Raw genomic sequence first — 12,404 nt, forward strand, 5'->3', positions numbered from 1 at the left:
CTATAGAACTAAACATAATATTCGTACCTGATAATGATAATCAAAAACGAACTGTGCTTCTAAAGGCATTTCTTGATTGTATTAAAGATAAAGATGACTGGAATGTAGTAAGTTACCCGATGCTGGGAATCCAAGAATCTTTTACAAGAGATATTTCTCTATTAGGATTTAAATTAATCGGACAAGCGATTGTAAAATTCAAATTTGATAATATAATTTCTTACCAAATTTTAAAAAATTTAACTCTGCCAGAATTGCCGGAAGGATATAGAATAGCAACCTGGCAAAACGAATACTTTGAACAAGCATCTCAAGCTATTCACGATACATTTAAAACCGCAACTGATACTAACTTTGATCCAAGATTCCTAACTCTTGAAGGATCAAAAGATGTAGTTAATAAAATTGTCAGTAATATCTTTGGTTTTTTCTTGCCGGAGTGTACAGCTGTAATCATACATAATGATGAACTAATAGGCGTATGTTTTGCTGATATAACGGATGTGCTTACTGCAAATATACCTCTTATTGGAGTTAAACAAGCACATAAAAATAAAGGTTTTGGGAAATATCTTCTGAAAAATTCAGTAGCATCAATCATTGAAAGTATACAACAAGGAAAAATATATGCTACTGAGGTAAATGCTGCCGTTGAAACTGATAATTTTGCTGCTTTAAGAATGTATAGAAAAATAGGTTTTAAGGAAGATTACACATATCCTCACGCTTATCTTAAAAATCCTAAATTTATAGATTAAATTGCTAATTAACCCGAATCACGAAATAAAAATAGCAATTGGAAAAAATAAGAAAATAAGCGAAAAATCCCTATTAGAGGCAAATTCAATGGGAATTTCAAAATGAATTACAATGATATGATAACATCAGCTAATACAACTTTTTGAGTTCTTGAATTGCGCTAATAGAGGTGTAATCTATTTATGATTTATTTCTAAAATTCATTAACAGCTTTTTTCTTACTAGTTTGGAATATTATTCTAAATTAGTAAGAATGATATAATAGAAAAAAAATTTATAAATAGAAGCAGGTGTAATAATGACATGTCCAAAGCAAAATTGTTGGGAATATAAAAAATGCGGCAGAGAACCCGGAGGCTTAAAAGTTGCTGAACTTGGTGTATGTCCTGCTGCTGTCAATAAAAAAACAACTGGCATACATTCCGGTGTTAATGCAGGCAGAGCGTGCTGGATTATTGCAGGTACTTTTTGTGATGAATCAGTGCAGGGTGCATATGAGGAAAAAATTAAAAACTGTATGGATTGTGGTTTTTATAAACTTGTAAAAGAAGAAGAATCTGACAACTTTATAACAAGTAATATATTGCTTGAAATTACCGAAAAACGGTTGAGTGCCATTCTTGATAATATGCCGTTTATTGCCTGGCTTAAAGATAAAGAAGGCAAGTTTATATCTGTAAATAAGCCGTTCGCAGATAGCTGTAAACATAGTTCTGAAGATTTAATAGGAAAAACAGACCTTGATATATGGCCAAGAGAATTGGCTGAAAAATACCGTGTCGATGATGTTGCTGTAATGGCGAGTGGACAGCAATTGTCCGTTGAGGAGCATATTGCTACTCCTGAAGGAAAAAAGTGGTTTGCAACTTTTAAAACCCCAATATTTGACAAAAATGGAAATGTAATAGGAACAACTGGTCTTTCGCGGGATATTACTGATCATAAATTATATGAGCAGGAATTATTATTAAAGGATAAATTGCTATCGGCAACTAGTGATGCAATTAATGAACTGGTAAAAAATCCTGATTTTGGTAAAGCAATTGTCAATGCTTTTGGTGTAATCGGCAATGTCATTGATATTGATAGGATTGTTCTTTTTGAAAATAGATATGATAACCAAAGTAATAAAATTCTTACCAGTTATAAGCATGAATGGGTATCAGATCCTATATATTCACAAATAGATGACGTCTCTTTACAGAATATGCATTTAAACAATGTACCTGCTCTGGCTGACTCCTTATATCTTAAGAAGCCACTGATAAAAAACGTAAAAGATATAGAACCAGTGATGCAAGGAATATTAGAAAGATATAAAGTACATTCTATTATGTTATTCCCAATATATATAGGAGATTATTTTTGGGGTTATGTTGGATTTGATGATTGCAAAAATGAAAGAACCTGGAGTGAAGCTGAAAAAGCTATTCTTTTATCATTTGCAGCATCAATAGCGAGTGTCATAGAAAGAAACGAAAAACAGGAAAAAATCCAGGAATCTTTAAACCTGATTAAGGAAAAAGATGCTCTTCAGAGATTGATAATGGAATCCACAGAGAATGGCTATATATTGTTTAGTACAGAAAACAGAATTATTTTAACAAATAATATGTTTTTTGAAATGTTTGGTTTGCCTGAAGAAGCCAAAAATATCAAAATTGGCACTGAAATTAGAGATGCTGTTGCTCAGACAATGAAATACCCGCAGATTTTTATTGATAACAGCAAAAAAATCTTCCAAACCTTTGATAAGGTAAAGGATATTTATGAATTAAAAAATGGCAGGATTATTGAGAGATACACCCTTCCATTATTTAAGGACGACAAACAAGTTGGTCGTTTGTGTAATTTTAGGGATATTACCAGACTAAAAGAAATCGAAAAACTTAAAAATGAATTTGTCTCAACCGTAAGCCATGAATTAAGAACACCTTTAACCTCAATAAGAGGATCTTTAGGTCTTATTTTAAGTGGGGCTCTTGGTGATATTACAGATGACACAAAAGATATGCTTGATATTGCTAATAATAATAGTATACGTTTAATTAGTCTTATTAATGATATTCTCGATATTGAAAAAATTGAGTCTGGCAGGATGAACTTTAATCTTGAAACATTAGAGATCTTACCCATTATTGAGCAGGCAATTGAGGAAAATAAATCCTATGCAAAACAATTTAATGTAGATATAGTTCTTGATAATCAATTAACCAATGAAAAGGGTGTTGTTGATAAGAATAGATTTTTACAGGTTTTAACTAATCTCCTGTCTAACGCAGTAAAATTCTCGCCTTCAGGCGAAACTGTGAAAATATCAGGTTATAAAAGCAATAATGGCATAATTATCTCTGTAAAAGATTATGGATACGGGATTCCTGATGAATTTAAATGTAAAATCTTCCAAAAATTTGCCCAGTCCGATTCATCAAGTACACGTCAAAAAGGTGGCACCGGTTTAGGATTAAGTATAAGTAAAGCTATTATCGAGAAAATGAACGGGGAAATTAGCTTTGAGACAAAAATAGGTGAAGGCACAACATTTTTCGTTTATTTACCAGAATTAAAAGAAAAGACAATCGAATCTATTAGTGAAAATCAAACCAAAAAAATATTAATCTGTGAAGATGATAAAAATGTAGCATCATTAATTTCTCTCTTACTAAAGCATAATGGTTATTTAACTGATATTGCATATACTGCAAGTCAGGCAAGAGAGTTATTGTCTCGAAATGAATATAATGCGCTTACTTTAGACCTTATTTTGCCTGATGATGATGGAATTTCTCTAATATATGAATTGAGGTCTAAAGAGAAAACGAAATATTTACCAATATTAGTTGTATCTATTAAGGCAGACCAAACAAATAAAGAGTTAATAGGAAATCTTGCTCTTGTAGATTGGCTTAATAAGCCAATTGATGAGAATAAACTTATTCATTCATTAAAATCACTTACCTGTAATAATGTTCAAAATATTCCAAATATACTGCATGTAGAAGATGATCCGGATATTCTAAAAATAGTAAAATCGGTTTTAAAGGGAATTGCAAATATTTCACAGGCTACAACTGTTGAAGATGCTAAAGTAAAATTGCAAAGCGAGCATTATGATTTGTTACTGCTTGATCTAAATTTGCCTGACGGCAATGGATTAGAGCTTTTGCCTTTAATGGAACAAAATGACAAAAAAGTGTTAACTGTAATCTTTTCAGCAACTAATGTTGATAAGGACTTATATAAACAAGTAGATTCTATATTGTTAAAATCAATAGTTGATAACCAAAAACTTCTTGAAGTAATTGAAAATTTAATCAACAGTGTTGATAAAGCTGAGCTACATGAATCAGGAGTGATAGATGACACTATTAAATAAAATAATGTATGTTGAAGATGATGTGGATATTCAAAAAGTTGTAAGGTTATCTTTGGAAAAAATAGGAAAGTTTAATGTAATAATTTGCAGTTCTGGCAAGGAAGCATTAGATACTATTCCTCAAGAGAAACCTGATTTAATACTTATGGACGTTATGATGCCGGATATGGACGGACCAACAACCTTTAAAAGGATTCGAAACACTCCTGAAATAGCTGATATTCCGGTTGTTTTCATGACTGCCAAGGCTCAAGTGAAAGAAATGACCCATTATAGGGAACTTGGAGTGTTGGATGTAATTGTAAAGCCATTTGACCCAGTAACCCTCCCAGATACAGTTAAGCAAATATGGGAGGCAAATCATGCTTGATGAAAATTTCCAAGAAGGTTTTGAGGCTTTGCGAGGAAATTTTGCTTTAAAACTTCAGGATAAACTTGCTGATCTTATTAGTTTCGAGAAAAAACTTGAAGAGACAAATTATAAATTGGAAGTATTACAGGAATTGTACCAGATAATACATAGTATATCAGGCTCTTCCGGCATGTTTGGTTTTTCTGAAATTAGTGAGGCAGCGCATAAACTTGAAGAAGTTTTAAAAACTGTTATTAAGGGAAATATTATTATAGAACCTAAAATTATAAATCAAATCAAAATGCTCTTAAGCGGTTTAAAAAAAGAAATGGGGTAGAATAATGAAACCCACTTTACTTATTGCTGATGATGAAAAGCACGTTAGAGAATTGCTTAAGATGCTTGCAAATACAATTCATCTTGATATTGTTGGGGAAGCCTCAAACGGTGTAGAAGCCATTGCTCTTTTTAAAGAGAAAAAGCCTGATATTATGATACTTGATATTAATATGCCAAGAATAACTGGTGATGAAATACTTGAAGAATTAACAAGCGAGCTTGAGAATACCTGTGTAATAATGATGACTGCAATTGTTGATAGAGAAGATGTTGAAAAATGCATTAAGCTGGGAGCTAAATATTTTATTAGAAAAGATACTCCTATATACAAGATGGCAAAATCAATTAATGAAACTTGGAAGGCTTTTGAGCTTATTAGAGAAAATAAAAATAAAGAAAAATTTAACTTAAAACAGCTGTTTGATGAGATAAAAGATGATAAAATGCTCAAAGATATAGTTTAAAGGAATAAATGAGTGAATAAAGAATTGGATTTTATTAGATTATTAATTGAAGAAGGAATAATTTCAGACCAAACAGCAAAAGTTCTGGTTGAAAAATTCAAATATGATTATTTTTCCATTCTTTTACATCTTGTAGACAGCAAAATTGCTACAAAAAAGAAATTAGGAAGACTGTGGGGGGATTCATTAGGTGTTGCATATACTGAGCTTAAAAAAGCAATGTTTCAAAAGGAGGTTGTTCAAAAACTTTCAGAAGAATTTGCAAGAAAAAATAAAGTAATCCTTATTTATCAATTAGGTAAAGTAATAATTGCTGCTACACCTGATCCAAAAAATGATATACTCCTAAATAAAATTGAACAGCTAACAAAATCACAGGTTAGCACTGTCTTTAGTTTTCCTGATGAAATTGATGAAGCAATAGATAAATATTATCTTAGTTACGATTCTTTAGAAGGTTTAACAAAAGAGTTTTCTATAAATAAAGATAAAACTAATGTAGATCAAATGCCATCTGTAATTTCTGAGAAAACTAAAGAATATCTTATTAATAGCACAAAGAACATTGCACAACAGGCATATGAAGGTAAAACCCCCGACTTGGAAGTATGTAAAGATGTCAGAAATACAATTATTGAAGAGGTTAATCAAAAACTCGAAATAATCCATTGTATTAATCAGTTGAGAATTAATGATGAATATACATATTCTCATTCAGTTAACGTTGCTATGTTAAGCTCAGCTATAGGCAAGGCGCTAGGATTTAGTGCAAACCTGGTCAAAGAATTGGTACTTGGAGCACTTTTACACGATATAGGAAAAATGCGAATTCCCAAAGTTATACTTAATAAGCCTGATAAATTAGATAAAGAAGAGATTGCACTCATTAAGAGACATCCGATACTTGGTTATCAGATAGTTACGAACATGGGAGTGCCTGAAAAAATATCAGAAATTGTATACAATCATCACGAAAGAATTGATGGTAACGGCTACCCAAGGGGCCTTACCAGAGATGAGTTGTCAATAAATGTTCAAATTGTTTCTATTGTTGATGTTTATGATGCTCTTGTATCTGATAGACCTTATAAGGCAAAAATGGCGCACCATGAGGCATTAAATATAATATTACTGGAGGGGCAAAGAGCATTTGACTTTGATTTATTATATAAATTTGTTAATCTTGTTTATAAAGAAAATTTTGATACGCTTAAAAAGACATTCAAGTCTGTTTTGTATGGAGAAATTACCTAAGTATGGATCATATTCTTATAGAAGTATCGCATAGTGAAATAGTAGGCAAAGATAAACTGGATTTTGACCTTTTTAATACTCATGGAGAGATTATCCATAAAAAAGGGCAAAAGCTTGATCCAGGATCATTACTAATGCTTAATTATACAAGAGTCTATAAGATGGATGAAATTGATAATACAGAGCAAGATCAACTCAAAAAAAATGCAGATAAATTTATTCGTGAAATGCTGCTTTTGGGAGTAAGAAAAGGGGCTTCCAAAATTTTTATTGAATCAGATACAAATAATGTAAATATCAATCTTATAATAAATGGAAATATAGATGATTCAACTAGTTTAGACTTATCATATTTTCCATATATAGTTACAAAATTAAGAACTTTTGCTCATCTTGAAGAAAAAAATGAATATCAGAAAAGTGATTTTTATATTTCACTTTTTAATAGGCAGATTAATTTAAAGTTCAGCTATTATTCAAGTGATAAAAGTCAAAAGATAATACTGGAAATACTTGATGCCGAAAAAAAACAGATAGAAAGCCTAGAACAGCTGGGATTTTCTGAATCAATTTTTAGAAAGCTAGAAGATTTTTTAAAAAAAAGAGGAGCTATTTTGTTCCTGTCAGGTTCTTCCGATTTAGGTAAAAGTACAATAATCAATGCTATAATCAATTATTTTAATGATAAAGATAAGGCTATAACGCTTTTAAATGAAGTTCCAGACAAAATTGATTCTGAAATTACAGTTATAAATAGCTTAAAGGATTTTTATGACATTAGTTCGTTATTTCAAACAGATTTAAATAATAAGCTAATTATAATAAATATAAATACTGAAAATGTAGTTGAAACAATTAAAAGTCTTAATAAAATAAATGTACTATTTGACTTATCAATTGGAATACTTTCTCAAAAACTGGTTAAAAAACTCTGTAATAGCTGTAAAGAAAAATTCAAGTTAACAGATAAAGAAATTAACGATATTTTTATCTGGGATAACGCAACAGAGGTGTATTTCTATAAATCAAAAGGTTGTATAGTCTGCAATAATACAGGTTTTTCAGGCAGAATTCCCATACACGAGTTTTTTGAATTTGATTCAAAATTCTTTAATTCCTTGGCTAAAAATTATTCTGAAAAGGAAATTTTGCAACAAATTAAGTCTCTTGGTTTTCAGAGTTCCAGGTATGACGGAATTAAAAAGGTTTTATATGGATTTACTACTATTAATGAAATGGACGAAATTTAATTATTTTCCAGAATTCAGTTTTAAAAGTTTTATTAATTGCTGATCAAATGTATTTGCAAATTGTTGTTTATTTTTATCACCAAAAGCTTTAGGTCCGCTGGTTTGAACTCCAGTATCTCTTAATTCATGCATAAAATTTCTTATAGAAAGCCTTTCACGAATATTGGATGGAGTAAAAAGATCACCATGAAAACTTATCACAACAGTTCCTTTTGGGATTAGAATTGCAGCTAATGGAATATCCTGTGTAATCACCAGATCTTTGTCTTCAGCCCATTCAGATATATATGTATCAGCTACATCAGGCCCTTGGGCAACATGAACAAAAGATAGAAAAGGAGACTCGGGAATAGATATAAACTTATTTGAAACAAATACTGTTTCAATACTTCGCTTATGTGCTGCTTTTATAATTATTTCTTTAATTTGCCCCGGAAGGGCATCTGCATCTATCCAGATTTTCATATTATTTGTTCTTTTTATTCTATGCAATACACTCTAAAATAAGGATAAAGCTTAACTATTCTTTGAATAGCAGCTTTATTTAGCCTGTTTCTTAAAGTTGCTGCAATTTTTTCTACCGGAATTTTGTGATTATAATAAAGATCACACGCTCTATATTCCATTTTAACAACATCTTTAGGCTTTTTTCTTGGTTTTGCTTTATATTTTTCAGGAATATACTGTTGAGATTTTGCCATATTCTTCTGTTCATCGTCACTGAGGCCATAGAAAAAATCTTTCTCTAAAGGTACAAGATTTTTGATCCCATTATTAAGCTTATTATAGTCTGAATGGTGGATATAAACCGTTTCATCAAGCTTATAAATATGAGCGACAATAAGCTCACTTACAGTAGTTTCTTCCTTATCTGTACTGAAATTGTGTCTTTTAAATATACTCAAATATGACTTAGGAAAGTTTTTTAACATCGAAACATTGAAGACACAATTATTTTTATCATCAATAGTGTACGTTAGTTTATATTTATTTGTAGATTCAGGAATATTTTCAAATAAATAATATAATTTTCCTTTTCTTTCTTTAATTTGCTGAACATCAAGTATAGTAATATAAACGCCATACAACCAGCCTTCAAACAAGGTTTTTATTTCCGGATATTTAGATAAAAGAACATTTCGTTTTTCTGAGATTTTTTTAGAAAGAAATTGCTCGTATTTCGTTTCCAGCTTAACCATTTCAAGTTGTTTTTGCTCTTTTTCTTCAGAGGTTTTTCTGATAAATGCCATTATAAGTCCTTTTCTAAAGCCGAATAACCATAGCTATCATTAAAGAAATGCTGTATAAAATATGCTTAAACTTCTTCAATGCTGATTTCTATACACTTATCTTCATTATCTTTTTGAATGTTAAATTTAACATGTCTGTCATCCTGACAACGATTGATAAGGTTGGCTTTACGAAATACACTAAAACCTGATATGGTATAACCAGCTGAAATATGATTTTCTAAAATCGCTTTAACACGATCCAGCTTAACTCCTGCAAGTTTAAAATGAGCCTGTTTTAATATTTTTAATAATTCAGTAATAATAAAATTAATCTCCATTATTGCCATAATTTAATTATGACATAGTCCAAATATTATTTTCGGAAAAATTATTGTTTTAAGCCCAGTGATAGGATGAAAGAACATATTTTTAAGAGTCTTCTAATTAAATTCTGATTTTATATACTAAAAGAGAGCTTATAAGCTCTCTTTAGAATTTTTACGCTGATCTTCTTGAATAAGAGTTGGAATAACAATTCTTACAAAGAACCGGTCTGTTACCAGATGGCTGAAAAGGTACTTGTGCATCTGCTCCACAATCTGAGCAAACTACATCGTACATTTTTCTTGAGTTATTTTCACTTCTAACACCATAACGGCTTGAATCTTTTCTTGCATTACGACAGGATTTACATCTCTTTGGATGATTTGTAAGACCTTTTGAAGCGTAGAATGCTTGTTCATTAGATGTGAATTCGAAATCATAACCACAATCTGCACATTGTAAAATTTTATCTTGATATGTCATTATTTTGGGCTCCTTTTGCCAGTTAATATGTTTTGAATGAGACCGAGATAATGAATATCTAAACTGCTTTCTTCAAAAACCTATTTATTTGTAACTCTCTTTATTGAGATTATTAAATATAAAGACTAATAATTAGGCAAAATAGTTCCTGAAATATCGTAAAATTCCTTATTATAGAGGAAATTAATCTATAATTTAGCATCAATTAATCAAATTAAGGACAGCGGAAAAAATAATTGAAGATTTTGATGAAAAAATGCGAAGCGGGAGCTGTGCAAGCTCATTCCTGTAACCGGCTATTAATCGAGTAAGAAAAAATGCGTAAGTATTTTTTCTTATGTCCTTAGATGAGACTATGTTAGTATTAAGTAAATGATTGTAATATTCGCGTGAATTGTAATATTTATTGCATCAATTCGTAAAGGAGCTTGATATGGCAAAAGACAAAGGATCCAGAGAAGTTAAAAAACCAAAACAAAACAAACCCAAAAAAGGCAAAGAAGCTGTATCTGAATATAGCAGAACTCCGGAGAAAAAATAATCTCAAAAGGCTGCTAACAGCTCATTCTTATAACTAACAATTTAACGAGCAATAGAAAACACAAGAATTTTTTAGTGCTCGTTAATTATGCTCTTTAATAATTTCAAGGAAAGAGCTGCCGTAGCGATCGAGTTTACTTTTTCCTACTCCTGAAATACCTGAGAATTCAACCAGATTTCCAGGTTTTTTGTTTACCATTTCAATTAAAGTACTGTCATGAAATATTACAAAAGGAGGAATTCCCTGCTCTTTTGCCAGGGATAATCTATATGCTCTTAATTTCTGGAATAAAGTCTCGTCTTCTGCATTTTTTAGGACAGAACGTTTTCCAGTATCAACTTTCTTTGTTTTTGTTGACTTTCTATCCATAACGTCACTGCGCAAATAAATTTTTTCTTCTCCACGCAAAATTTTATTTGAATTTGCTGTTAATTTAACAGACCCATAAGATTCCATATCGACATTTGCTACCCCGGATGCAATAATTTGCCTGAAAACAGACTTCCATTGGGACTTATCATATTCCTTGCCTATGCCAAAAGTACTTAATTTATTGTGGTTAAATCTCTTGACCTTCTCATCTTCTTTACCTAGAAGAACATTTATAATATGTGTTATCCCAAACCTCTGTTCTGTTCGATATATACAAGATAATGCCTTTTGTACCGCAATTGTACCGTCAAAAGTTTTTATCGGCTCAAGGCAAGTATCACAATTATCGCAGCTCTTATTATCAGTTTGTTCTCCAAAATATTCCAATAATACCTGACGTCTGCATTTTACAGTTTCCACATAACCAAGTAACGCATCCAGTTTTTGGTATTCAAGCATTTTATGCTCTGCAGTGGCTTTTGATCTGATGATAAATTGTTGTAACTTAACAATATCCTCAATTCCATAGACCATCCATGCATCAGAGGGAAGACCGTCACGACCTGCTCTGCCTGTTTCTTGATAATAGGATTCCACGCTTTTAGGCAGATCTAAATGAGCAACGAATCTGACATCGGGCTTGTTTATTCCCATCCCAAACGCGATAGTTGCTACCATCACTACCCCGTCATCCTTGATAAATCGATCCTGATTCTTCATTCTTTTATCTTTATTAAGGCCGGCATGGTAAGGTAATGCATCATAACCATGTTCTTTTAGGTATTTTGCGATTTCCATAACTTTATCTCGAGAAATGCAGTATACGATGCCTGAATTGCCTTTATGCTCATCATTTAAGAAATTTAAAAGCTGCTTTTTTTCATTATCTTTAGCCATAATACGATAACGAATATTAGGACGATCAAAGCTGGAAATAAATATACGACCTTTTTCAAGACCTAAATGTTTTACAATATCCTGACGTGTAAGTTCATCCGCAGTTGCTGTCAATGCAATACGAGGTATTAAAGGAAATCTTTCTTTCAATCTAGAAAATTCAAGATATTCAGGCCTAAAGTCATGTCCCCATTGAGAAACGCAGTGCGCTTCATCAATAGCAAAAAGAGATAATTGACACTGTTCAATATTATTAAGGAAACTTTCTGTATTTAATCTTTCAGGAGAAACATATATTATATCTAACTCACCATTACGCATTTTCTCTTCTACTTCTGATGATTCCCTGGCTGACAATGTGGAATTTAGAACAGAAGCCCTTATTCCTAGTTGTTTCAAAGATTCAACCTGATCCTGCATTAAAGCAATAAGAGGTGAAACTACCACAGTAATTCCAGGGAGACACAAAGCCGGAATTTGATAGCAAAGAGATTTTCCTCCTCCAGTAGGCATCAATATTAATGCATCTTTACCATTAATAATATGATCTATGATCTCTGCCTGTTTATCTCTAAAGGAGCTGTATCCAAAAACTGAGTGTAAAACATCGAGAGGTTTTTGACGTAATTGAACTATCAAAGTTATTTAACCTATAGATTTGTTGCTATAGAAGAAGTTATATTTCAATTATTAAGATTACCGCATAACTAAAATATGTTAAAATATAGACATATCAAAGAGAAAAAGGAGAAAGATATGTC

General features: G+C 31.3%; 12 protein-coding genes (1 of these 12 running past the window's edge). 7 read left to right on the forward strand and 5 right to left on the reverse strand.

Annotated elements, in window-relative coordinates:
* From A2255_06075 to A2255_06105, 7 genes are all read left to right on the forward strand, one after another.
* Positions 1 to 758, forward strand: the 3' portion of a protein-coding gene (locus tag A2255_06075) for a hypothetical protein (GenBank protein OGI22954.1). It extends 238 nt beyond the left edge of the window; only the last 758 of its 996 coding nucleotides appear in the window; its start codon lies beyond the left edge, outside the window; the stop codon is at positions 756 to 758.
* 299 nt (positions 759 to 1,057) lie between these two features.
* Positions 1,058 to 4,135 carry a hypothetical protein gene (locus A2255_06080; GenBank protein ID OGI22955.1) on the forward strand — a complete coding sequence of 1,026 codons (3,078 nt, stop codon included), beginning with the start codon at positions 1,058 to 1,060 and terminating at the stop codon, positions 4,133 to 4,135.
* On the forward strand, positions 4,119 to 4,505 hold the full coding sequence (locus A2255_06085; protein OGI22956.1) for a hypothetical protein: 387 nt from the start codon (positions 4,119 to 4,121) through the stop codon (positions 4,503 to 4,505). The genes A2255_06080 and A2255_06085 overlap by 17 nt, the downstream gene beginning before the upstream one ends.
* On the forward strand, positions 4,498 to 4,824 hold the full coding sequence (locus A2255_06090; GenBank protein ID OGI22957.1) for a hypothetical protein: 327 nt from the start codon (positions 4,498 to 4,500) through the stop codon (positions 4,822 to 4,824). Before A2255_06085 ends, A2255_06090 begins: the two co-directional genes overlap by 8 nt.
* A 4-nt stretch (positions 4,825 to 4,828) precedes the next feature.
* A complete protein-coding gene (locus A2255_06095; GenBank protein OGI22958.1) occupies positions 4,829 to 5,290 on the forward strand; it encodes a hypothetical protein in 462 nt (153 codons plus the stop codon).
* A gap of 12 nt (positions 5,291 to 5,302) precedes the next feature.
* Positions 5,303 to 6,544, forward strand: coding sequence for a hypothetical protein (locus A2255_06100; GenBank protein OGI22959.1), 1,242 nt, complete (start codon positions 5,303 to 5,305; stop codon positions 6,542 to 6,544).
* 2 nt (positions 6,545 to 6,546) lie between these two features.
* Positions 6,547 to 7,794 (forward strand): hypothetical protein, encoded by a 1,248-nt coding sequence (locus A2255_06105; protein ID OGI22960.1) that lies wholly within the window; start codon positions 6,547 to 6,549, stop codon positions 7,792 to 7,794.
* Here A2255_06105 and A2255_06110 read toward each other — a convergent pair whose 3' ends face one another.
* The 5 genes from A2255_06110 to A2255_06130 form a co-directional block, all read right to left on the reverse strand.
* Positions 7,795 to 8,259 carry a hypothetical protein gene (locus A2255_06110; protein ID OGI22964.1) on the reverse strand — a complete coding sequence of 155 codons (465 nt, stop codon included), beginning with the start codon at positions 8,257 to 8,259 and terminating at the stop codon, positions 7,795 to 7,797. It lies immediately after the preceding gene.
* 14 nt (positions 8,260 to 8,273) lie between these two features.
* Complete coding sequence (locus tag A2255_06115; GenBank protein OGI22961.1) at positions 8,274 to 9,044, reverse strand: hypothetical protein; 771 nt, start codon at positions 9,042 to 9,044, stop codon at positions 8,274 to 8,276.
* Between the two features lie 65 nt (positions 9,045 to 9,109).
* The gene (locus tag A2255_06120) at positions 9,110 to 9,373 is read right to left on the reverse strand and encodes a hypothetical protein (GenBank protein OGI22962.1); all 264 of its coding nucleotides are present in this window, start codon (positions 9,371 to 9,373) and stop codon (positions 9,110 to 9,112) included.
* 151 nt (positions 9,374 to 9,524) lie between these two features.
* A complete protein-coding gene (locus A2255_06125; protein ID OGI22963.1) occupies positions 9,525 to 9,833 on the reverse strand; it encodes a zinc-binding protein in 309 nt (102 codons plus the stop codon).
* A 622-nt stretch (positions 9,834 to 10,455) separates the two neighbouring features.
* Positions 10,456 to 12,279 carry an ATP-dependent DNA helicase RecQ gene (locus A2255_06130; GenBank protein ID OGI22965.1) on the reverse strand — a complete coding sequence of 608 codons (1,824 nt, stop codon included), beginning with the start codon at positions 12,277 to 12,279 and terminating at the stop codon, positions 10,456 to 10,458.
* Positions 12,280 to 12,404 lie beyond the last annotated feature (125 nt).

The organism is Candidatus Melainabacteria bacterium RIFOXYA2_FULL_32_9, assembly GCA_001784615.1.
Classification (GTDB): Bacteria; Cyanobacteriota; Vampirovibrionia; order Gastranaerophilales; family UBA9579; genus UBA9579.

Bases quoted from the DNA above. Each gene is read 5' to 3' on its own strand.
- A2255_06080 (OGI22955.1), top strand. From the start codon at position 1,058: ATGACATGTCCAAAGCAAAATTGTTGGGAATATAAAAAATGCGGCAGA.
- A2255_06085 (OGI22956.1), top strand. From the start codon at position 4,119: ATGACACTATTAAATAAAATAATGTATGTTGAAGATGATGTGGATATT.
- A2255_06090 (OGI22957.1), top strand. From the start codon at position 4,498: ATGCTTGATGAAAATTTCCAAGAAGGTTTTGAGGCTTTGCGAGGAAAT.
- A2255_06095 (OGI22958.1), top strand. From the start codon at position 4,829: ATGAAACCCACTTTACTTATTGCTGATGATGAAAAGCACGTTAGAGAA.
- A2255_06105 (OGI22960.1), top strand. From the start codon at position 6,547: ATGGATCATATTCTTATAGAAGTATCGCATAGTGAAATAGTAGGCAAA.
- A2255_06110 (OGI22964.1), bottom strand. From the start codon at position 8,259: ATGAAAATCTGGATAGATGCAGATGCCCTTCCGGGGCAAATTAAAGAA.
- A2255_06115 (OGI22961.1), bottom strand. From the start codon at position 9,044: ATGGCATTTATCAGAAAAACCTCTGAAGAAAAAGAGCAAAAACAACTT.
- A2255_06120 (OGI22962.1), bottom strand. From the start codon at position 9,373: ATGGCAATAATGGAGATTAATTTTATTATTACTGAATTATTAAAAATA.
- A2255_06125 (OGI22963.1), bottom strand. From the start codon at position 9,833: ATGACATATCAAGATAAAATTTTACAATGTGCAGATTGTGGTTATGAT.